The sequence below is a fragment of the Thermobacillus sp. genome, assembly GCF_003390775.1.
GTDB lineage: Bacteria > Bacillota > Bacilli > Paenibacillales > Paenibacillaceae > Thermobacillus > Thermobacillus xylanilyticus.
Genome location: NZ_QEWA01000053.1, coordinates 19,647 through 41,432, shown reverse-complemented (window position 1 = coordinate 41,432; position 21,786 = coordinate 19,647). Strand labels below are relative to the sequence as shown.

The window sequence follows — 21,786 nt, the reverse complement described above, 5'->3', positions numbered from 1 at the left end:
CATCCGGTGAAGGTTTGCTATATCTTAATAATTAAGATATCTAACTCCATCTTACGCACAACGAGCGAATTGTCAATACCGGCCAGAGCCCGGTCTTGAATCTGGACTTCGGTCGGGGTACCATTGCCATGATCGGAGGATGGATCGTCCATGAATCATCGCGAATTTGTTCCGCCGGAACTTTTCGAATCCCTGCTGGAAGCTTCCCGGCGGCTGTCGACCCAGACCGTCTTCTTCCACCAGGCGGCGGCCAAATATCTGGGCCTCAACATCACCGACCACAAATGCCTGGACATTGTGCTCGGCATGGGCCGGGCGACGGCCGGACAGCTCGCCGAGCTCACGGGGCTGACGACCGGCGCCATCACCAGCGTGATCAACCGGCTGGAGAAAGCTGGCTTCGTCCGCCGGGCGAAGGACCCGAACGACCTGCGCATCGTCTACGTCGAGCCGATCCCGGAAAATCTCCATCCGCTCGCGGGCGTCTTCGGCCCCCTCGGCGAGGAGATGGCCGAGCTGTTCTCCCGTTACAGCACGGACGAGCTCCGGCTCATCCTCGATTACATCGAACGCTCCATTCAGGTGCTTGCCCGGCAGGCGGAGCGGTTGAAGAGGGATTAACTCCTTTCATTCGTCCGCATCCAGTCGTCAAAGTGCCGCTCAAGGAAGTCCACTTCCTTCCTGTAATGATCCAGATGGCCTTCCTCCACCATTTTCAAAAAGGCCGGGTCGCCGGCTGCGGCGCGGTCAGACAACAGGGCGCACAGAAAGCGAATCCGCGAGGGGAATGCGCGGTTGATGCAAATCCTTCCGTCGCATCGTGGAAATCTTTCATCAGCTTGGCCAGCTCCGCCGTCACCGAATCCGACCAGATATAGCTTTCGGCTTCGGATGACACTCCAAAAATATCCGGACAAGACGCGCCGCATCTGATGTCGCCGGCCAAAACTGAAAGCAGCGGAAGACCTGTTGAGGCTCCTCCGCCGCTTTTTAAATCGAACCTTACTTTCTCTCCATCACGGCAAAATAGTTCTCTTCCTCATCCGCGAAATTGAATACCTTGCCGCCGGGAATCTCCACGAGATCTCCGACCTTGACGTTCTTGCCTTTCAAGTCATTGTACAGTTGTTCCGCATTGTCCGTATAGAACATCAGGGACGGCGTACTGAGATTCAGTTCGGGATGCATTTTGGCGACGAACGCTTTGTTCTGCAGCACGATGGTCGTGTCCGCGCCCGGCGGGGCGATTTCAATCCACCGCATGCCCTCGCCGTTGTCCTCTTCCGCTTTGACCTTGAACCCCAGTTTCTCTGTCCAGAAAGCCTTCGACTGATCCTGATTGTTGACGTACAACATGACTTGACCGAGTTTTTGTATCATGGTTTATCGCTCCTTTATTTAATTAAAAATGTAATCCGCCGATGTCATTGCCGCGAGAGTCCGGCGCTCCTTCGCGAGTGATTCGACACATATCGGTTTCCCAGGAACACCAGGGCGGTGAGAAGCATTACGATAAACGGCGAGACAGCCTCGGCGTACAGGCCTGCGATCAGACTCGACCCGACCGCCCCCAGCAGAATGATGAAAATGACACCGAGAGAAGCGTAGCCGATCGCGGCTCTCCACAACCCGACAATCAAGCCGATTGCCGCAAGCAATTCGAAAAACCCGATTGCATAAATAAACCCGACGCTGTAACCGATCAATTGAAGCGGATCGGTATAGATTTCCCTGATCGTCTCCGCGCTGGACAACAGCTTGAAGAAGCCGGCGAACCCCATGAGCGGAACAAGCACGATGTGCAGAATGCGGACTGCCCATTTCATGGTTCCTCACCTCCTTTATACTGGAGCCGTTCACCTGTATTGACGAACACCGACCGGGCAATTCATCGGCGGTGTCCCAAATTTCCGATGCGCCTGCTATTTTTTCTTCACATTGCGCCATCCCGGTATGCTCCCACCCTTCATCTCCACCACATTCGGCCGGTGCGGCGGCAGAGCGCCTTGCATAATTCCGCCGGTCATCAGGTATGTTATTTTATACCAGCTTTCAAGAAACTGCCTTCTTCTCAAGCATGGCGGGATATCACATTCGGAGGGAGAGAAATACAATGTCCAACGACAAACTGCACATCGGCATCATCCTGGGCAGCACGCGGGAAGGCCGGGTCAGCCCGCAGGTGGGCGAATGGGTCAAAGGCATCGCCGACATGCGCGGCGACGCACAGTATGAGATTGTGGATATCGCCGACTACAATCTGCCCTTTCTCGGCACGACGGACGATGCGGATCCCGCCGTTTCCAGATGGAACGAGAAGCTGTTCAGCCTCGACGGGTTTGTCTTCATCGTGCAGGAATACAACCACAGCATCACGGGGGCGCTGAAAAACGCGCTCGACCTTGCCCGCGAGGCGTGGAACAACAAGGCGGCGGGCATCGTCAGCTACGGCTCCACGGGCGGCGCGCGCGCGGCGGAGCATCTGCGGGGCATACTGGGCGAATTGATGATCGCGGACGTCCGGACGCATCCGACGCTGTCCCTGTTCACCGACTTCGAAAACATGACCGTCTTCAAGCCGGCCGAGCGGCACCGGCAGACCGTGAACGAAATGCTGAATCAGCTGATCGCCTGGAGCGCGGCGTTAAAGCCGCTGAGAGCGAAGCAATAAACAGTCGCCGTCGAGCAAAGCCCTGTACGGATGTGCAGGGCTTCTCGTCTTGTCTTGGGGGATGCGAACGGGTAAGATCCTTTATAAGAGGAGGCTGGAGCGGATGAACGAAATCATGGACATCAAAAAAGCCGTCGATCGTCTGAGCCCCGACAACGCGAAGTCGATCCTGCGGCTTGTGCTGCACCAGATCCGGCTGCTGAAAGAACAGACGGCGTCCCCTGAAGGCGCCGCCGCCGGACTGATGGAGCTGTACGACCGGCTGATGACGTACGATGATCGCAAGCTTTCCTGGGATCCGGATCCCGGCTGCACCCATGTCCACATCGTGACGGGCGAATCCTTCGCAGGCAGCATGAAGCTGGCGCTGCGGGAGCTTGGCCGGGCAGATACGCACAAGATCGTCACGCTGAATGACAATTACGCCATCGGCCCGATCGGGGGCCTCGACACGCCGGAAGGCCGGCAGGCGCGGCGCGACTGGTTCAAGCACAACATCGCGGCCGCGCTTGAGGATGACGCGGATTCCGAAGCAGAATACGACGCGTTGCTCCGGAAACTGGATCAAATTCCGGAGCAGGCGGAAATCATCGTCTGGGCCAGCCGCAGCGTATATGAGCAGACGGGCATGCGGTACGCGCTGCATCTGCTCCGCCATAAGCCCAACGCCATCCGCGTATGCGACGCCTGCGCGATCTGCGATACGCTCGACAAGCGTCCCGATCATTCCGAAACCTACAGACGATCCGGTGAAATCGTGCCGGACAAGCTGCGGGAAGCGCTCCTGCAAGCGGAACACGGCAGCCGGCTGTCCGCCGGCGACATCCGGCGGCTTGCGGAAGAGTGGACAGCGATCGCGGAACAGGGCGGCGTGCTGCGCATCTGGCGGGACGGCGCGGTGCGGGAGGTTCCGGCGGATCATTTTGACCCGTACCTGCTGGAGATGCTGGAACAGGTGACGAACGTTGCCGATGCCGGCGGGTTTGTCAAAGCCGCACGCATGGTCGGGGCGGCCATCGGCCATTGCGAACAGGACATCGGTGACGCCTATTTTGAATACCGGCTGCGAGAGCTTATCTATGCAGGTGTCCTGGAGGTCCGGGGAATCCCGGCGGGGCTGCGCTATTACAGCGTCAGGCGAAAATAGTCCCTTACCTTCTCCGCTCCGCCGCGCTGATGCCGCCCATGGACGCAGCCGTCTCCCCCGCCTTCGGCAATGTCAGCACAAACCGCGTCCAACGGCCGCCGCTGTCGAGCTCGAGTCTGCCGCCATGCTTCTCCGCGATATGTCTGGCGATGGTCAGGCCAAGCCCCGATCCGCCATCGCTCTTGCGCGCAGCGTCACCGCGGACGAACGCCTCGAACACACGGGCCCGCAGTTCGGCGGGAATGCCGATGCCATTATCGGCGACCTCAAGCCGCACTTCACCCGGCCCGTCGATGAGCGACAGCCGTACATGCGTCCCCGGCTGGTTGTATTTCAGCGCGTTCGCCAGCAGATTGGAAACCGCCCGGTACAGCAGTTTCGCATGAATCGGCACGGGCAGTTCGTCCGCCGGGATGTCGCATTCGAACACCATCCCCTTCTCCTCGAACAGATCGTAATGGTCGACAGCCATTTCGCGCGTGAACTCTGCCAGATCGCATGTCGTCCTGACGACGGGATAGTCGGGGACCTCCAGCTTCACCAGCTCGAACACGTCGTCGATCAGTTCCGAGACCAGCTTCGTCTTGCCGTGGATGAGGCTGAGCGTCCGCTGCCGCGCGGCTTCATCCTTGATGACCCCGTGCTGAAGCGCCTCCGCGTAACCCCGGATCGTCGTGATCGGCGTCCTCAAATCGTGCGAAATATGAACGAGCATCCGCTGCTTGCTCTCGGCCATCCGCCGGTTGTCCGCTTCGGCTTGCTCCAGCTTTTCCGCCATCTTGTTGAAGCTCTCCTGGATTTGCGCAAGCTCGTAATTCGCTTCGACGCGAAGCCGTTCGTGGTAGCGCCCGTCCGATATGCTGCGGATGCCCGCGGCAATCGCGCCGAGCGGGTTGGTCAATCTGACCGCGGTCAGGCGGCTGTACACGTACACGTTGAGCCCGAACAGCAGGACGAACAACGCCCCCGTCTCGGCCAGCGCGATCCAGAAGATGTTCCAGTTGGCCGCTGTCATCTCGCTCAGCACGACATCCGTCCGGACATGCTGTTTCGGCAGCCGGACCAGGACGTACCGGCGCTCTCCGTCATTCGTATGGAATGGCGCGATCGACGCGTAGAACGGATTGTCGTCCGTATCATGAAACAGCGCGATCAGCTCCCGCTCCGTATAGCCCGCCGCCGCACCGTCCCGCTTCTCCCCCCTGACCTCCAGAATCCGCAGCTGCTCGTCGAGAATTTCCACCCAGCCATCCACCGCCTCGATCGCATCGGTCCGGATATCGGCCTGATCCGGACGGGCGATGGCATGGGCCTGAAGCAGCGACATATCTTCGGCGGGCATCCGCGCGTTGGTCCTCGCCACGAAAAACAGCAGCAACACGATGAAGCTTACGCCAAGCGACAGGGAAAAAAGGATATAGCTCCTGAGCAGCATCCCGGACAGCTTTCTCGGTTTACGGCGCATTGAGTTCTTCCTTCTTCGCGAACCGGTATCCGAGCCCGCGAACCGTACGGATGTAAAAGGGCTCCCGCGGCAAATCCTCGATCTTGTCCCTGAGCCGGCTGATCTGCACCATAATGGTGTTGTCATCGGCGATATACGAATCGGACCACACCTGCTCGAATATTTGTTTCTTCGTATAAATGCGCCCCGGCTTGCTCATGAACAGCTTCAGCAGCTTGTATTCTATCGCGCTCAACACGATCGGCTCCCCCCGCTTGTACAACAGGCACGCTTCATGATCCAGGACCAGCTCGCCAAGCCTTGTTTCCGCGGCAACCGCGTTCGCCCCCGTTCCCGCCGCACCCGCTTCGTTAAATTCATATGTTCTCCGCAAATGCGCCTGGATTCGCGCCACAACTTCCAATGGACTGAACGGCTTGGAGATAAAATCGTCCGCGCCGAGACCAAGTCCGGCAATTTTGTCCGCTTCCTGATTTTTCGCCGACAAGACAATCACGGGGATCGTGGAAGACTTCCGTATCCATTGCAGGAGCTTGAAACCGTCCACATAAGGCATCATGATGTCGATCACCGCCAGGTCGATCGACGCGCGGGCGAACATCTCCATCGCGGCCTGTCCGTCAGAGGCTTCGAGAACGTCATAGTCCGGCTCGAGAAATAGTTTCAGCATGTCCACGATGTCCTGTTCGTCGTCGACCAGCAGTATCGTTTTGCGCATCGCCGCACCACCTCACCACCTCGTAATGTTCGCACCGCGCGTCCGATCTCCTGCCATGTAAGGATAATTTAAGGAAGGCGACAGGAGGCGGAAAGACACGGATTCTATCCTGAGCTTGGCAGCAACATTCACCTGGGAGAGAGGTCATGAAATGGCTGAAACCAAGCTTTCTGAACGTGTCATGAACCGGACCTGGCGGAAGCGGCTGATGACGACCGTCCGGCGTCTGCCTCCGCTGTCTCCGGGATGGAAGGGGGCGGCGATCGCGCTCTCCGGAACCGCCGGCATCCTTTTTCTCGTCCAGAGCTATCTTCTGATCGGGTCGCGGGGACCGGGGGATTACGTGATCGGAACCGCCGTGTTCCTGCTCGCCATCGCGCTGATCAGCGGCGGTATCGCGGGCCTGCTGCATGTTGCCAAGCGCATCCCTTCAAGGTACATCGGCCCGGCGATTGCTTCCTTCATCCTGTTGTTCATCAGCTTCATCGGCCCGATGACGGTGATGGTGATCGTCACCTTGTCCATACTGGCGGGCTGCTCCTTGTCGGGTGCGCTTGTGTGCCGGTGGATGCGGGGCGCGTATCGCGAGGCGAAGACGCTGAAGAAGACGGCGGCCGGCATCGCCGCGGCGGTGACAGCCGTGATGACGATCGGCATCGGAACCTGGCTGGTCGATGACGGGCGCGCGAAGCTGGCCAAGCCTTACCGGCTGTCGGTCACGAAGCCGACTGAACGTTACCCGGCCGTGCTGGACAATCCGGCGGAGCCGGGGCCGTATCCGGTGCGCACCTTGACCTACGGGAGCAAGGACAGCTACCGCGCCGTCTTCAACGCGGAAGATTCGCTCATCACGGAGCCGGTGGACGGCTCGGCCTTCGTGGCGAACTGGTCCTCCCTCCGTACGAAGACATTCGGCTTCGGACCTGAAGCGATGCCGTTGAACGGGCTCGTCTGGTATCCGGACGGCGACGGGCCGTTCCCGCTCGTGATGATCGTGCATGGCAATCATCTCGCCACCGATTATTCGGACCCGGGGTATGCCTATCTGGGGGAACTGCTGGCGAGCCGCGGCTATATCGTCGTGTCGATCGACGAAAATTTTCTCAATACGTCGCCCTTCGACGACCTGTTCATGCTGAACGTGCTGGAGAACGAAAACCCGGCACGCGGCTGGCTCATGCTGGAGCACCTGAAGGTGTGGGAAGAATGGAACGGGACGGAAGGCAATCCGTTCCACGGCAAAGCGGACATGAGCCGGATCGCGCTGATCGGCCATTCCCGCGGCGGCGAGGCGGTGACCGTGGCGGCGGCTTACAACCGGCTGCCGGCATCGCCGGAGAACGGCGGCATCGCGTTCGATTACGGTTTCGGCATCCGATCCGTCATCTCGCTGGCGGGCACTGACGGCCAATACGAGCCGGCGGGCCGGCCGACGGAGCTGACCGACCTGAACTACCTCGCCCTTCAAGGCTCCCACGACATGGATGTCAGTTCCTTCGCCGGAGCCGCACAGTACAGCCGGATCGGCTTTACGCCGGGCAGCGACTATTTCAAAGCGTCGGTCTATATCTACGGGGCCAATCACGGACAATTCAACACGGTATGGGGCCGCAGCGATGCGCCGGGACTCGGCAACCTGCTGTATAACCGAGCCCAGCTGATCCCGCAGGAAGAGCAGCTGCAGGCGGCGAAGGTGCTGATCTCGTCCTTCCTCGAGGCAACCTTGTACGAGAAGACGGAATATCGCGCGATCTTCCAGGATCTCGGCCACGCAAGGGAATGGCTGCCGGATACGATGTACATCCACGATTATGCGGATTCCCGGACGACGCTCGTCAGCACCTTCGACGAAGATATCGATCTCACCACGACCACGCTGCCCGGCGGTCAACTGATTGGCGAGCAGCTGGCGGAATGGAAAGAAGAAAAGGTCGAAATGAAATTCGCCCCCGGTCCGTACAGCGCCGTTCGCCTCGGATGGGACCGGGACCGGGCCCGCGGCACGCCCTCCTATACGATCGTTCTGCCCGATACCGGGCTTGCCGTCCCGCCGGATGGCTCGATCGTCTTCTCCGTGGCGGACCGGTCGGAGGCGCGGGAAGAAATGACGGATCTGACCGTACAGGTCGAGGATGTGCACGGCAACACCGCTTCCATGCCGCTGAGCGCCGCCGGAGGCTTGCTACCGATGCTGGAAGGCGGTATTGTGAAATGGCCGTTGACGTCGCTGATGCCGACCAGGGAGCCGGTATTTCAAACCTTCGCATTCCGGCTGTCCGACTTCGGCCGCGTCAACCCGGCGTTCCAGCCGGAGCGGCTCAGCCGGATCCGCCTCGTATTTGACAAAACCGCCGCAGGCTCCATTTATCTGCGCGATGTCGGCATTCGTGACGACGTTGCCGTCAGCCATGCGGACGAATGAGAGATTGGAAAAGTTGACCATCCATAACCCTATGACAACGACAAAGAGGTGCTGACTGTGAAAAAAGTGTTCGCCGCATTGGTGCTGGGACTGGCGGCAGGTGCCGTACTGGGATTGCAGCAGACGATGACCTTGACCCCTGATCAGGAAGCTATGATCGTCGCCCAACTGGGTTCGAAGCAAGTGCTTGTGCTGCTCGCCATGCTGCAGACCGCGGCATGGGCGAGTGTTGCCACCCTGGCGGGAGCGTGGGCTTCACCGAAAGTCAACCTGAACAAACCGTTTGTTGTCAGCAGAAGAAGCATTGCTGCGGCGGCAGGCATCGGACTGTTGTCGGCCGGCTTGATCGCCATTCCGGAAAAGCTGATATTCGCGGAAGCGTTGGGGCTCCCGGATCGTTTTGAGTTTTCCTGGCTGTACTTTCTCGGGAGCGTGCTCTACGGAGGCGTCATCGAGGAAATTCTTCTCCGGTTCGGGCTCATGACGGTCATCGTCTGGCTGCTCGGCCGGCTGATGAAATCCGCGGATCGCAGCGGCGTCTATATCGCGGGAATCATCATTGCCGCATTCGTTTTTGCAGCAGGACATCTTCCTGCCGCTGTGCAACTGTTCGGTTTCAGCGCCGTGACCGTCACCCGCACGATGCTGCTGAATTTTCTGCCAGGCATCGGATTCGGCTATCTGTACTGGAAACACGGACTGGCCTATGCGATGCTCGGACATATCTCCACCCATGTCATCAATCAGTTGATCCTGCTTCCGGTATTGTTCAATGTCATGTAACCCATGCCTGGCCCGGTCCCGATGCGGACCGGGCTTTGCTTTTCGATATGGCCTCCGGCAAGTGACACCCATAAGCACTCACCTGTTCAATTCCGGAATCGAGTACGCCGCTTCCCCGCTCCAGGGAAAGGGCACCATCAGACGCTCCTTCATGGCATGGATGGAAGCGGTCGGCACATGGAGCAAATCCGCGGCATCGCCGCCGGCGATCAGCGCCACCCAGTCCTCGTTGACCGGTATCGCTCTATACCACTGCCCGTCGTCAACTGCGAGCGGTTGGGCGCCGTCGTCGGCCAATCCGACGATCTGCCATTTGCCTTCGGCATGCTTCAGCACACTGCCCCGGGTCAGCGGGAGCATATCGTCCGCCGGCTCGAGGGCGATCAATTCCCCGGTCGTCCAGTCCATCACGCGCCGCTCCCGATGGTACGTATCCCGATTTTCAATATACTCGACGAACAGCTTGTTACCGTCGATGAACTTGACGCCCTCGGGATAAACCCCCATATATTGGCCACTGTCGCGGAACACATCGCGGAATACCCGCGGCTCACGATCCGTCACCTGCTCATGCAGGTACAGATCCCCTTCCAACTCCCGTTTCTCATTCTCGTGCAGCGTCACCACGACCAGCTTGCCGGAAGGCGCATGGTAGTCGAAATACACCCATTCAACCGGCGCCGATGCCGCCCAGACCACCTGTTCCAGACCTGTTCCGACATCGTAAAGCACGATGGACCGGTCCTTCCGATAGAGCAGAACATCATCATCCCTAAGCCAAACCGGCGACGCCGTATCGAGCAGCATGAGCCGGTTACCCTCCCGGTCAAGGAGGGTGTAGTGGTAAACAAAGAAACTTTCCCTCGCCGCCGTCTCTTCCGCCAGCACATCTTTTCCGGACGGGGAACGGTCGAGCCGGGTGTAGGAAATGAGGGATTTCAGGAACGTGTCGCGATTGCCCGTCGACGGATCGAAGAACGCAAAAGTTTTGGGACGGGTTGGTTGTATGAAAATGCCGTGGTCTTCCTGCACTGGCCGGGCCAGGCCATCCGCCGCACGGGCATGGCCGAACCCAAAGTAGAAGTCCCCGTATTCTTCTGTGGCGGCCGTGTCTTCCCATCTGAGGCGAACCGTCACCGCGCTGTCGGAATGCCAGTCGTATTCGACCTCAAGCCCCTCAGCTACGAGCCCCTGTGACTCGACGCTCGCGTGGTCCACAGGATGGGAGAACGTCACATGGTACGCATGGGTTTCGCCGGCCAGCACATAATCGCGGATGCCCCTTTCCCATGTCGCCGGGTCCGCGTCCGCCGACCGGGAAATCTCGTAGGTGAAAGGAGACAGGGGGCGTTCGTCTTCCCCTTGGGTGGAGTCAGATGACGGATCGGTGACGCCCTTTTCCCCATCCTGCGAAACATTCGTTGTCTGCTGAGCCGGGTTTGCCTCTTTCCCGGCCTTGTCCGCACAGGCTGACAGAACCAGAACGGCAGCCAACACCGTTAACAGCAACATCCGTCCCAAAATGATTTCCCGCCTTGATCCACCCGTTGCAGCGCGCATCCCCGTCATCCCTGCTCCTTTTGCCGGATTCTTGTTTGCACAATTAGACGTATAAAGGGCAAGGAAAGTTTTTTACATCGGAGTCTTGTCGATAAATAATATAGAAATATGTAACTTTAACGATTCATGCTAAAATAAAAGATAGAGAAGATAGAAAGGCTGATATTTCCATGCTGACCGGTGAAATTCGCAACAAAGTAGACAAGATATGGACAGACCTCTGGGCGGGTGGAATCACCAACCCGATTACCGTCATTGAGCAGTTGACGTACTTGATGTTCATCCGTTCCCTGGACGAGAAGGAGCTGGAAAACGAGCAACTGGAGGCGCTCACCGGGGAATCCGTGCCGAAGATTTTTCCGCAGGATGCCGAAGGGCAATCCATGCGGTGGAGCAAGTTCAAGACGAAAGACCCGCGAGAAATTTACGATATCGTGAGCACGAAGGTGTTCCCGTTTATCAAGACGCTCGGCGGCGAGCAGGCGACGGCATTTTCCCGTTACATGCAGGATGCGATTTTCCTCATTCCTACGCCGCAGGTGCTGCAGAAAATCATCACGGGACTGGACGAGCTGTATGAGCACGACATCGAGGATCTCGACATGCAGGGAGACCTGTACGAATATATGCTGAGCAAGCTGTCCACGGCGGGCCAGAACGGACAATTTCGCACGCCGAAACATATCCGGGATCTGATGGTTCGGCTGCTGAAGCCGACGCCGGACGACCGGATCTGTGACCCCGCATGCGGGACGGCCGGTTTCCTTGTGTCCGCTGCGGAATACATACGCGAAACCCATGGCAACAGGATGACACCGGAACAGTGGGAACATTTCGCGTCTTCGCTCATGACCGGGTTCGATACCGACCGGACGATGCTGCGCCTGTCGGCCATGAACCTGATGCTGCACTCCATCACGAATCCGAGGATTGACTATCTGGACAGTGTGTCCAAGGAGAACAACCACGCATCCGAGTTCAGCATCATCCTCGCCAATCCGCCATTTACGGGAACGGTCGATGCCGAGAGCATTCACGACAATCTGAAGGCCGTCTGCAATACGAAGAAGACGGAGCTTCTCTTCGTCGCGCTGTTCCTTCGGATGCTCCGCAAGGGCGGCCGCTGCGCCGCGATCGTGCCGGACGGCGTCCTGTTCGGCACGACGAAGGCTCACAAGTCGCTGCGCAAGGAACTGGTGGAGAACCACAAGCTCGAAGCCGTCATTTCCATGCCGAGCGGCGTGTTCAAACCGTACGCGGGCGTCAGCACGGCCATTCTGGTGTTCACGAAGACGGACGCCGGCGGCACGGACCAGGTCTGGTTCTACGACATGAAGGCGGACGGCTTCTCGCTGGACGACAAGCGGAATCCGATCGAAGAGAACGATATTCCGGATATCCTCGCCCGCTTCCACAACCTCGAGGCCGAGAAAAACCGCAAGCGGACGGAGCAGAGCTTCTTCGTGGACAAGGATTCGATTGCGGCGAACGACTATGACCTGTCGATCAACCGTTACAAGGAGATTGTTTACGAGAAAGTTGATTATGACACTCCAACCGTCATTCTCGAACGGCTTGAGAAGCTGAACGCCGAGATTGCATCGAAGATGCAGGAGCTGAGGGGGATGCTCGGTGAGTAAGTGGGAGAAGGTTCGGTTGGGGGATGTTATTGTTATTGATAAAAAGCAAGTTGAAGTTAATGAATTGGATCCCGATTCAATTTACATTGGTCTCGAACATATAGAAAAAGATTCAGGGATAATAACAGCTAAACCAACAGTATCGGAAAGTAAGATCAAGAGCTCAAAATTTCGCTTTTCAACAAGTCATATCTTGTACGGAAAACTGCGTCCGTACTTGAATAAAGTTGCCAGACCAAATTTTAATGGAGTTTGCAGTACAGATATTTACCCGATTTTAGTAACTAACAAAGCAAATAAAAATTTCGTTTATTATATACTGCGAAGCCCATCATTTGTTAATTACGCCAGTACCAAATCATCCGGCGCTAACCTGCCAAGAATCAATGAGAAAGATGTTATGGAGTATCAATTTACGCTCCCGCCCTTGGACATTCAGAAAAAGATTGCGCATGAACTTGATTTAACCTCCATTATTTTGGATCTTCAAAGGTACCACCTTCAAGAATTGAATCAACTGATCAAGTCGGTGTTTTATGAGATGTTTGGGGATCCGCTAAGAAACGAACAAGGATGGGAGAAAAAAAGAATTTCCGAGATATGCGTCATTAACCCCAATAAGAGTGAAATGGGAGAATTGAATGACGATACCTTGTTTACTTTCATACCCATGAATTCCGTATCGGACACCGGCGAAATGGATACAAGCCAAACGAGAGAATATCGAGAAGTCAAAACCGGATACACCTATTTTAGAGAAAATGACGTATTGTTCGCCAAGATCACTCCGTGCATGGAAAACGGAAAGGGAGCCGTAGCGCGAAATCTTTGCAACGGAATCGGATTCGGCTCCACGGAATTTCACGTGTTGCGGCCCATTGAAGACGTGACTGACAGCGAGTGGTTGTACCGTCTCACAAGCCTGCCTGCTTTTCGAGCACACGCAGAAAAGAACATGACCGGCAGCGCAGGGCAAAAACGGGTGCCCGTATCATTTTTCGACAAGTTCTTGATCGGATTGCCGCCGTTTTCCTTGCAACAAAAATATACAAGGATCGTAAATCAAATCGAATCCCAAAAATCCCTAGTCAAACAATCCATCGACGAGACGCAGCGACTGTTTGACAGCCTCATGAGCAAATACTTCGACGACTGATCCGATGCCGAAGGAGTGAGCAAGCATGGCTGCAAACTTCGATTTCCTCCGTAACCGAACCGAATACCGAATGTTTGCGGCCGCTTGCATCGAGGCGGAGCGTGTGCTCGCGACGTCGCCCGCGATGTCGGCCGTGGGCAGCCGGAAAGCGTTGGAATTGGCCCTGAAGTGGGTGTACGCGGCGGACAATACAATCCGGATGCCCTACAAGGACAACCTGCAGTCCCTCCTGCACGAGCCGACGTTCCGATTCGCCGTCGACAACAAAACATGGTCGAAGCTGCTCTATGTCGTCAAGCTGGGCAACATCGCGGTCCACACCGACAAGGCCGTGACACGGAGCGAAGCGTTGCTTGCCCTTCAAGCGGTGTTCGAGTTCGTACAATGGATCGACTATTGCTACGGCTCGGAATATGAAGAGCGCTTCTTTGACGAGAACCTAGTGCCCTCCCAGACCTTCGAAATCGATGAAGCAAAAATCCTGGAGCAGCAAAGCCTGCTGGAACAGAAGGAATCGGAGATCAATGCGCTGCGGGCCCAGGTCGCCGCGCTCAGCGCGAAGTACACGGGCGAGAAGGAACGTCACAAGGAAGAGCGGCATTTCACGCCTGTTGATCCGTCTGAATACGAGACGCGCAAGAAATATATCGACGTCGATCTGAAACTGCTCGGCTGGACGTTCGGGGACGATGTGCGCGAAGAGGTCGAAGTGACCGGCATGCCGAACGCCGAAGGTGTGGGGTACGTCGATTACGTGCTGTACGGCAAGGACGGCCTGCCCCTGGCGCTGATCGAGGCGAAGCGCACGTCCAGGGATCCGAAAATCGGCACCCACCAGGCCAAGCTCTACGCCGACTGCCTGGAGCGGATGACGGGCCGACGTCCGATCATTTTCACGACGAACGGGTTCGAGACGAACATCTGGGAATCGCCCGACGTGCCGCAGCGCAAGGTCAGCGGGCTGTTCTCGCGCCGCGATCTGGAGAAGCTGATTAACCGGCGAACGAGCCGAAGGTCACTGCACGAGATCCGCATCGACGATCGAATCACGGATCGCCCTTACCAGAAGGAAGCGATTCGCGCCGTCGCCGCCCATCTCGAAGCGGGGCACCGGAAGGCGCTGCTCGTCATGGCCACCGGCACGGGAAAAACGCGAACCGCCGCCAGCCTGACCGACGTGCTGTCGCGCGGGGGCTATGTCACCAACGTACTGTTCCTCGCCGACCGCCGGTCGCTGGTGTCGCAGGCGAAGAACGACTTCGCCAAGTACCTGAAGGACATGACGCTCTGCAATCTTCTGGACCAACGGGAGGATAAGCTGGCTAGGATCGTCTTTTCCACCTATCCGACGATCCTCAACACAATCGACACCGCCAAATCGGAAGACGGTTCTCGTCTTTACACGCCGGCGCATTTCGACCTGATCATCATCGACGAGGCGCATCGCAGCATCTTCAACAAGTATCGCGCCATCTTCGAATATTTCGATGCCCTTATGCTTGGCCTTACGGCGACGCCGAAAGCGGAGGTCGACCGGAACACGTACGATTTTTTCGAAGTCGAGCGCGGCGTCCCGACCTATGCGTACGAGTATGAAACAGCCGTGTACAAGGATCATGTGCTCGTGCCGTACTACAATATTGAGGTCGGACTGAAGTTCCTCACCGAGGGCATCACCTACGACGAACTGTCTGAGGAGGACAAGGCGAGGTACGAGGAAGATTTCGCGGATGAGGACGGCAACATGCCGGAAGAGATTCCCTCGCCGGAGATCAACGAGTTCATTTTCAACCAGCACACGGTGGATACGGTCATCCAGGATCTGATGACGAAAGGCATCAAGGTCGCGGGCGGCGACCGGATCGGCAAGACGATCATCTTCGCCCAGAACAAGCGCCACGCCCAATACATCGTCGACCGGTTCCACAAGCTGTATCCGCATCTGGGCGGGCAGTTCATCCAGAAGATCACGTACGAAGACGCCTATGCCGAAGACGCCATCACCAACTTCAAAAAAGCCGACAACAACCCGCACATCGCCGTCTCCGTCGACATGCTGGACACGGGCATCGACGTTCCGGAAGTGGTCAACCTCGTGTTCTTCAAGCGGGTGCGGTCGAAAACGAAGTTCTGGCAGATGATCGGCCGGGGCACGCGGCTGTGCCGGGATCTGTTCGGTCCTGGTGAGGACAAGGCACACTTCGTGATCTTCGATTATCTCGGCAACTTCGAATTTTTTCGGCAGCACAAGGAAGGCTTGTCCGAAGGCGAAGTCGTCAGCCTCACAGAGGCCATTTTCCGAAAACGGATCAAATTGATCCACCTGCTTCAGCACGGGGATTTCGCGGCCGCCGAAGGCCGGGAGATGCGAGAGGGTCTGATCGACATCGTCGTCGGGCAGATCGAGGCGCTCAATCCCGATCTGATCGCCGTGAAGCTCAGGCTGCAAGTTGTGGAGAAATACAAGCACCGGCGCGCTTTCCTCGCGCTGTCCGAATCGGACGTGCTCACGCTGGGCAGGGAACTGGGCCCTATCGTGTACATGGATGAGCGGGACGAGCATGCGAAACGGTTCGACAATCTGATGTACGGTCTGATGGTATATTCGCTTGAGGGAAGCAGGCAGTTCGCCCGGAACAAGAACGCGTTGAAGGAGATCGCGCGCAACCTGCTGACGGAACGCGCAACGATTCCCGCCGTCCGCGCCAAGCTGGAGCTCATCCGGACGATCGAGTCGGAAGCGTTCTGGGAGAACGCGACCATTTTCGATTTCGAGCGGATTCGCGTAGAACTTCGCGAGTTGGCCAAGTTCACCGTCGACGAATCGGGCGGTGCCAGCCCGATCTACACGAATCTCCGGGACGAGGTGCTGTACGTCAAGGAAGGCGAGCCGATCGACAGCGGGTATGACTTTGAAGATTACAAGTTGAAAGTGAACCGCTATATCGAGGAGAATCGAGACCATATTGCGATCTACAAGCTGCGCAATAACACTCCGCTGACGGCGGCCGATTACGAAGCGCTAGAAAGAATCTTTACCGGCGAATTGGGTACCGCTGAAGACTACAAGCGCGAGTTCAAGGATACGCCGTTCGGTTTGCTGGTGCGCAAGATCGCCAAACTCGAGCCTGATGCGGTCAATCAGGCCTTCTCGGAATTCATCAACGACGAATCGCTGACACAGCAACAGATCGTGTTCGTCCGCAAAGTGATCGACTATATCGTGCAGAACGGCTATATCGAGAACGTCGCCGATCTGGCCAAGCCGCCGTTCGACAAACCGCAAAGCTTCCTGAAGCTTTTTGACGGCGCGAAGCAGAAGAAGCTGGTGGAGACGGTAAAGGCGATCAAGGAAAATGCGGTAAAGATCGTCGGTTAACTTTATTCAACAGCCCGGTCCCCCATGCGGACCGGGTTTCGCTCATCCGAAAAAAATAAAGAGCCACGCAATCCGAGGAATGAGTGACTCTTCTGCTTGGTGGTTTCCGCCTCCGTAGAGAAGGAGGAAAGCATTTACCATAATCATACAGAGAACGGATGGAATAAGTCAATCCCTTGATCCCTTCTTTCTCCCCCGCCCCCAAACCCTCTATAATAAACCCATGGAGGGACGGCCATGTTCAAGATCATGATCATCGAAGACGATCTGACGATCGCCAGAGCGATCAGCGAGCACCTCAGCCAGTGGGGCTACGATGCCGGCTACGTGACCGAGTTCCATAACGTGGCGGACCAGGTCCTGCGCGCGGAGCCGCAGCTTGTGCTGCTCGATATCGCGCTCCCCTTCTACAACGGCTTCCATTGGTGCAGCGAGATCCGCAAGTTCTCCAAGGTGCCGATCATCTTCATTTCCTCCGCTTCCGATAACATGAACATCGTCATGGCGATGAACATGGGCGGTGACGACTTCATCGCGAAGCCGTTCGATCTTCACGTGCTGACGGCCAAGGTCGGCGCGCTGCTCCGCCGCACCTATTCCTTCCAGGGACAGGTCAACGTCCTGGAACGCAACGGCGTCGTGCTGAACCTGAATGACGCCACGCTGACGTACCAGAACCACAAGATCGAGCTGACGAAGAACGATTTCAAGATCGTGCAGCTCCTCATGGAGAATGCCGGCCGGGTCGTCTCGCGGGACGAGATGATGCAGCGGCTGTGGGAGAGCGACCAATTTATTGACGACAATACGCTGACCGTCAACATTACGCGGCTGCGCAAGAAATTGGCCGAAGCGGGGCTGGAACAATGGATCGTCACGAAAAAAGGGCTCGGCTATCTGGTGGAATGAGCATGAGCCGCTGGAAACTGCTCGCCGCCTATGTCAAGCAGAATCTCCTCCTGATCCTGACGGCCGCGGGATCGGCGGGCATTTTTCTTGCGGTCATCGCCTTGTACCAATTGCCGGCCGAAACGGTCGGTTACGCCTCGGTGCTGACCGCGCTTTTCCTGCTCGCCGTCGGCTTCATTCGCTTCCGTCATTTCTGTCTGAAACACCGGGCGCTGGAAGAACTGCGCGGCCAGATTACCGTACCCGCCGTGCCGCTGCCCGAAACCGCGAGCCTGATCGAACGGGACTACCAGGAACTGATCCGCCTGCTCGACAAGGAGCGCGGCAGGATTGTCTATGACAAAGACCGGGCGTTCCAGGAGATGGTGGAGTACTATACGATCTGGGCGCACCAGATCAAAACGCCCATCGCCGCCATGCGGCTGCTGCTCCAGACCGACAGCGCCCCCGACAAGGACGAGCTGGCCGAGCAGCTGTTCCGCATCGAGCAATATACGGAGATGGTGCTGCAATTCATCCGGCTTGGGGGCACCGGAACGGATTTCGTGTTCCGCACGGTATCGCTGGACGACTGCATCAAGCAGGCGGTGCGGAAATACGCCAAATCGTTCATTCGCAAGCAGATCAGGCTGAACTACGACCCGGTCGACGCCGAGGTCCTGACGGATGAGAAGTGGTTCGTCTTCGTCCTCGAGCAGCTGCTCTCCAACGCGCTGAAATATACCCCACAGGGGGAGATTTCGATCTACATGCATCCAAAGCGGCCGCAAGCGCTGGTTATTGAGGATACCGGCATCGGCATCGACCCGGCCGACCTGCCGCGCGTGTTCGAGCACGGGTACACCGGGTTCAACGGCCGCGCGGACAAGAAATCGACCGGCATCGGCCTCTATCTGTGCAAGCGCATCATGGACAAACTGTCCCACACGATCGAGATCGAGTCCGAGGTCGGCCGGGGCACGAAGGTGATCCTCGGCCTGGAGAGCGCCCCGCTGGATGTGAGGTAGCGGGCTTTGCCCTGCAGACTGCGCCGCAATCTTACAAACATGTAAGCTTGCCTGAGAAAATGTAAGCCAAGCTTAAGGCTGCGCATTTTCTTTTTTTGTACGATGGAGGTGTGGAAATCAGCGAAGGAGGAACAACCATGGCACTCTTGGATGTGCGAAATCTGAAGAAGGTGTACACGACCCGCTTCGGCAAGCACCAGGTACAGGCGCTGTCGAACGTGTCCTTCACGATAGAAGAAGGCGAGTTCGTCGCGATCATGGGGGAATCCGGCTCGGGCAAGACGACGCTGCTCAACATTCTTGCGGCGCTCGATCAGCCGACCAGCGGGGAGGTGCTGCTCGCCGGCAAAAGCATGACGTCCATTCCGGAGAAGGAAATTTCCGCGTTCCGCCGGGATCAGCTCGGATTCGTGTTCCAGGACTTCAACCTGCTCGATACGTTCTCGCTGCGGGACAATATTTTCCTGCCGCTGGTGCTGGCCGGAAAATCCTACAAGGAGATGAGCTCACGGCTCCTCCCGATCGCCCGGACGCTCGGGATCTCGGAGATCCTGGACAAATTCCCGTACGAAGTGTCCGGCGGGCAGAAACAGCGGGCGGCCGTCGCCCGGGCGCTGATCACCCATCCGCGCATCATTCTGGCCGATGAGCCGACCGGCGCGCTGGACTCGCGGTCCAGCGACGAGCTGCTGAATCTGTTCGGCGAGATCAACCGCCAGGGGCAGACGATTCTGATGGTCACGCACAGCGCGAAGGCGGCCAGCCACGCGAACCGGGTCATGTTCATCAAGGACGGCGAAGTGTTCCATCAGATCTATAAAGGCACGCAATCGCGGCAAGCGTTCTACCAGAACATCACGGATGCGCTCACCGTAATCGCAACAGGCGGTGGCGGTCATGCGTAGAGGGTTCTATACGAAACTCGCCGTAACGAACATCCGCAAGAACTCGAAAACCTATCTTCCGTATATGCTCGCCAGTTCCGCGACGGTCATGATGTTCTACAACCTGCTGTACCTGCTGCTGTCCAAAGATGTGAACAGCATGCACGACAGCTCGACATTGACCGCGGTGCTGGGGCTCGGCAGCATCGTCACCGGCATCTTCGCCTTCATCCTGCTGCTGTACATCAACAGCTTCCTGATCAAACGGCGCAAGAAAGAGTTCGGGCTGTTCAACATCCTGGGCATGGAGAAGAAGCATATCGCCCGGATCATGCTGCTCGAGACGGTGATGATCGGCCTGCTCTGCATCGGGCTGGGCCTGATCGCCGGCGTGCTGTTCAGCAAGCTCGCCCTGCTGCTCCTGCTGAAAATTTTGGCGATGAACGCATCCTTCGGCTTTGAAGTCCCGCTTCGGGCGGTTTCCATCACCGTCATCTTGTTCGGCGCCATTTTCCTGATCAACCTGGTGTACAACGTCTTCCAGGTGCATGTGTCCAAGCCGATCGAACTGCTGAAGGGCGGCAATGTCGGGGAGAAAGAACCGCAGACCAAATGGCTGATCGCGCTCACCGGCGCGGCCGCGCTGGGCGGCGGGTACTTCATTGCCCTTACGGTGAAATCGCCGCTCGCGGCCCTCAATCTGTTCTTCGTCGCGGTCATTCTGGTCATCATCGGGACGTACTGCCTGTTCACGGCCGGCAGCATCGCGGTCCTGAAGGCGCTCCGGCGGAACAAGCGGTTCTACTACCGCACCAATCCGTTCATCGCCGTGTCCGGGATGATCTACCGGATGAAGCAGAACGCCGCGGGCCTCGCGAGCATCTGCATCCTGGCCACGATGGTCATCGTCATGGTGTCGTCCACCGTGTCCCTGTACATCGGACTGGAAGACTCTCTCCGCACCAATTACATTCGGGAAATCTCCGTGTCCGCGAGCGATACGACACCCGACGATATCAAGCAAGTGGATGACGCGATTGCCGAAACCGTGAAAATCAGAGGGCTGTCCATCCACAATCCGATCCGTCTGCGCTATGCGTCGGAAGCGGCGATTCAGGACGGGAATGCGTTCACCGGGATCCGAAGTGCGGGTTTCAGCAGTTCCGGCCTCTCCATGCTGATGTTCATCACGGCGGAAGAATATCACCGGATTGAAGGCGTCAGCGTCGAGCTGTCCGAAGGCGAAGCGCTCGTGTATATCGTGAAGGGTAAGCTGCCAGGCGAAACGCTGGACTTCGGCGGCTATTCCCTGAACATCCGCGGCCGGTTGGACAAGATGGAGACGATTGAAGAGTTCTCTCCCCTCAAGAACAGCATGCTGGCGCAGAGTTACGTGATCGTCACGGCCGATGAACAGGATCTGAACCGCGCCCGGCAGGCTTTGAACGAGGGCGAAGAATGGCTTCCGGGTTTCCAATACAACTACCTGTTCGATACGAAGGCGGACCGGAAGGCGCAGGCCGACCTCGTGTCCTCGCTGCAGTACGTGATGAGGGATCTGTCCGTTCACGTATTCGTGGAAGGACGTGAAGCGTCGAAAAATGAATTCATCTCGCTGTACGGCGTACTGTTCTTCCTCGGCTTGTTCCTGGGCGCGCTGTTCATCCTGGGCACGGTGCTGATCATTTACTACAAGCAGATTTCGGAAGGGTACGATGACAAGGAGCGCTTCGCGATCATGTCGAAGGTCGGCCTGAGCCGCGGCGAGATCAAGAAAACGATCCGCTTCCAGGTGCTGTCCGTGTTCTTCCTGCCGCTCATCATGGCCGTCATCCATATCGCCGCGGCGTTCCCGGTCATCTGCAAACTGCTGACCATCTTCAACATGACCAACGTCCCGCTGTATGCGATCTGCACCGCGCTGACCATTCTGGTGTTCGCGGTCTGCTATGCGATGATCTACAGCCTGACGGCGCGGACGTATTACCGGATCGTTCGTTAAAATGGAGCAACTCAATCAAGAGCCTGCCCCTCGGCAGGCTCTT

The 21,786-nt window shown here is 57.4% G+C and carries 17 protein-coding genes; 12 read left to right on the top strand and 5 right to left on the bottom strand.

The window, feature by feature from the left end; translation table 11 throughout:
* Nucleotides 1-150: 150 nt before the first annotated feature.
* On the top strand, nucleotides 151-621 hold the full coding sequence (locus C6W55_RS15435) for a MarR family winged helix-turn-helix transcriptional regulator (RefSeq protein WP_213483933.1): 471 nt from the start codon (nucleotides 151-153) through the stop codon (nucleotides 619-621).
* Nucleotides 622-1,002: 381 nt separating this feature from the next.
* On the opposite strand, the gene C6W55_RS15430 is transcribed toward C6W55_RS15435, so the two are convergent.
* Together C6W55_RS15430 and C6W55_RS15425 are read right to left on the bottom strand one after the other, a co-directional pair.
* Complete coding sequence (locus C6W55_RS15430; RefSeq protein WP_213483934.1) at nucleotides 1,003-1,380, bottom strand: VOC family protein; 378 nt, start codon at nucleotides 1,378-1,380, stop codon at nucleotides 1,003-1,005.
* Nucleotides 1,381-1,424: 44 nt separating this feature from the next.
* Nucleotides 1,425-1,826 carry a DoxX family protein gene (locus tag C6W55_RS15425; RefSeq protein WP_286893668.1) on the bottom strand — a complete coding sequence of 134 codons (402 nt, stop codon included), beginning with the start codon at nucleotides 1,824-1,826 and terminating at the stop codon, nucleotides 1,425-1,427.
* Between the two features lie 287 nt (nucleotides 1,827-2,113).
* Here C6W55_RS15425 and C6W55_RS15420 point away from each other — a divergent pair, with 287 nt between their 5' ends.
* The gene (locus C6W55_RS15420) at nucleotides 2,114-2,671 is read left to right on the top strand and encodes an NADPH-dependent FMN reductase (RefSeq protein WP_213483936.1); all 558 of its coding nucleotides are present in this window, start codon (nucleotides 2,114-2,116) and stop codon (nucleotides 2,669-2,671) included.
* A 103-nt stretch (nucleotides 2,672-2,774) separates the two neighbouring features.
* Nucleotides 2,775-3,818, top strand: coding sequence for a DUF1835 domain-containing protein (locus tag C6W55_RS15415; protein ID WP_286893667.1), 1,044 nt, complete (start codon nucleotides 2,775-2,777; stop codon nucleotides 3,816-3,818).
* Nucleotides 3,819-3,822: 4 nt separating this feature from the next.
* Here C6W55_RS15415 and C6W55_RS15410 read toward each other — a convergent pair whose 3' ends face one another.
* A complete protein-coding gene (locus C6W55_RS15410; RefSeq protein WP_286893665.1) occupies nucleotides 3,823-5,283 on the bottom strand; it encodes a sensor histidine kinase in 1,461 nt (486 codons plus the stop codon).
* Nucleotides 5,273-6,001, bottom strand: a complete 729-nt coding sequence (locus tag C6W55_RS15405; protein ID WP_286893664.1) for a response regulator transcription factor — start codon at nucleotides 5,999-6,001, stop codon at nucleotides 5,273-5,275. Before C6W55_RS15405 ends, C6W55_RS15410 begins: the two co-directional genes overlap by 11 nt.
* A 151-nt stretch (nucleotides 6,002-6,152) precedes the next feature.
* On the opposite strand from C6W55_RS15405, the gene C6W55_RS15400 reads away from it, so the two are divergent.
* Nucleotides 6,153-8,423 (top strand): alpha/beta hydrolase family protein, encoded by a 2,271-nt coding sequence (locus C6W55_RS15400; protein ID WP_286893662.1) that lies wholly within the window; start codon nucleotides 6,153-6,155, stop codon nucleotides 8,421-8,423.
* A 57-nt stretch (nucleotides 8,424-8,480) separates the two neighbouring features.
* A complete protein-coding gene (locus tag C6W55_RS15395; RefSeq protein WP_286893661.1) occupies nucleotides 8,481-9,206 on the top strand; it encodes a CPBP family intramembrane glutamic endopeptidase in 726 nt (241 codons plus the stop codon).
* 78 nt (nucleotides 9,207-9,284) lie between these two features.
* On the opposite strand, the gene C6W55_RS15390 is transcribed toward C6W55_RS15395, so the two are convergent.
* The gene (locus C6W55_RS15390) at nucleotides 9,285-10,727 is read right to left on the bottom strand and encodes a hypothetical protein (RefSeq protein WP_286893659.1); all 1,443 of its coding nucleotides are present in this window, start codon (nucleotides 10,725-10,727) and stop codon (nucleotides 9,285-9,287) included.
* 209 nt (nucleotides 10,728-10,936) lie between these two features.
* Between C6W55_RS15390 and C6W55_RS15385 the strand changes: the two genes are divergently transcribed.
* The 7 genes from C6W55_RS15385 to C6W55_RS15355 all read left to right on the top strand — a co-directional run bounded on the left by C6W55_RS15385 (nucleotide 10,937) and on the right by C6W55_RS15355 (nucleotide 21,743).
* Nucleotides 10,937-12,406, top strand: coding sequence for a type I restriction-modification system subunit M (locus C6W55_RS15385; RefSeq protein ID WP_286893658.1), 1,470 nt, complete (start codon nucleotides 10,937-10,939; stop codon nucleotides 12,404-12,406).
* On the top strand, nucleotides 12,399-13,562 hold the full coding sequence (locus C6W55_RS15380; RefSeq protein ID WP_286893656.1) for a restriction endonuclease subunit S: 1,164 nt from the start codon (nucleotides 12,399-12,401) through the stop codon (nucleotides 13,560-13,562). Before C6W55_RS15385 ends, C6W55_RS15380 begins: the two co-directional genes overlap by 8 nt.
* Nucleotides 13,563-13,587: 25 nt before the next feature.
* Entirely contained in the window at nucleotides 13,588-16,941 is a 3,354-nt protein-coding gene (locus C6W55_RS15375; RefSeq protein ID WP_286893654.1) for a DEAD/DEAH box helicase family protein, read from the top strand.
* A gap of 237 nt (nucleotides 16,942-17,178) precedes the next feature.
* Complete coding sequence (locus C6W55_RS15370; RefSeq protein ID WP_286893652.1) at nucleotides 17,179-17,850, top strand: response regulator transcription factor; 672 nt, start codon at nucleotides 17,179-17,181, stop codon at nucleotides 17,848-17,850.
* A gap of 2 nt (nucleotides 17,851-17,852) precedes the next feature.
* The gene (locus C6W55_RS15365) at nucleotides 17,853-18,857 is read left to right on the top strand and encodes a sensor histidine kinase (RefSeq protein WP_286893650.1); all 1,005 of its coding nucleotides are present in this window, start codon (nucleotides 17,853-17,855) and stop codon (nucleotides 18,855-18,857) included.
* Nucleotides 18,858-18,994: 137 nt separating this feature from the next.
* Complete coding sequence (locus C6W55_RS15360; RefSeq protein WP_286893648.1) at nucleotides 18,995-19,762, top strand: ABC transporter ATP-binding protein; 768 nt, start codon at nucleotides 18,995-18,997, stop codon at nucleotides 19,760-19,762.
* Nucleotides 19,755-21,743 carry an ABC transporter permease gene (locus C6W55_RS15355; protein WP_286893646.1) on the top strand — a complete coding sequence of 663 codons (1,989 nt, stop codon included), beginning with the start codon at nucleotides 19,755-19,757 and terminating at the stop codon, nucleotides 21,741-21,743. Before C6W55_RS15360 ends, C6W55_RS15355 begins: the two co-directional genes overlap by 8 nt.
* The last annotated feature ends 43 nt before the right edge of the window (nucleotides 21,744-21,786 follow it).

Bases quoted from the DNA above. Each gene is read 5' to 3' on its own strand.
- C6W55_RS15435 (WP_213483933.1), top strand. From the start codon at position 151: ATGAATCATCGCGAATTTGTTCCGCCGGAACTTTTCGAATCCCTGCTG.
- C6W55_RS15430 (WP_213483934.1), bottom strand. From the start codon at position 1,380: ATGATACAAAAACTCGGTCAAGTCATGTTGTACGTCAACAATCAGGAT.
- C6W55_RS15425 (WP_286893668.1), bottom strand. From the start codon at position 1,826: ATGAAATGGGCAGTCCGCATTCTGCACATCGTGCTTGTTCCGCTCATG.
- C6W55_RS15420 (WP_213483936.1), top strand. From the start codon at position 2,114: ATGTCCAACGACAAACTGCACATCGGCATCATCCTGGGCAGCACGCGG.
- C6W55_RS15415 (WP_286893667.1), top strand. From the start codon at position 2,775: ATGAACGAAATCATGGACATCAAAAAAGCCGTCGATCGTCTGAGCCCC.
- C6W55_RS15410 (WP_286893665.1), bottom strand. From the start codon at position 5,283: ATGCGCCGTAAACCGAGAAAGCTGTCCGGGATGCTGCTCAGGAGCTAT.
- C6W55_RS15405 (WP_286893664.1), bottom strand. From the start codon at position 6,001: ATGCGCAAAACGATACTGCTGGTCGACGACGAACAGGACATCGTGGAC.
- C6W55_RS15400 (WP_286893662.1), top strand. From the start codon at position 6,153: ATGGCTGAAACCAAGCTTTCTGAACGTGTCATGAACCGGACCTGGCGG.
- C6W55_RS15385 (WP_286893658.1), top strand. From the start codon at position 10,937: ATGCTGACCGGTGAAATTCGCAACAAAGTAGACAAGATATGGACAGAC.
- C6W55_RS15375 (WP_286893654.1), top strand. From the start codon at position 13,588: ATGGCTGCAAACTTCGATTTCCTCCGTAACCGAACCGAATACCGAATG.
- C6W55_RS15370 (WP_286893652.1), top strand. From the start codon at position 17,179: ATGTTCAAGATCATGATCATCGAAGACGATCTGACGATCGCCAGAGCG.
- C6W55_RS15365 (WP_286893650.1), top strand. From the start codon at position 17,853: ATGAGCCGCTGGAAACTGCTCGCCGCCTATGTCAAGCAGAATCTCCTC.
- C6W55_RS15360 (WP_286893648.1), top strand. From the start codon at position 18,995: ATGGCACTCTTGGATGTGCGAAATCTGAAGAAGGTGTACACGACCCGC.
- C6W55_RS15355 (WP_286893646.1), top strand. From the start codon at position 19,755: ATGCGTAGAGGGTTCTATACGAAACTCGCCGTAACGAACATCCGCAAG.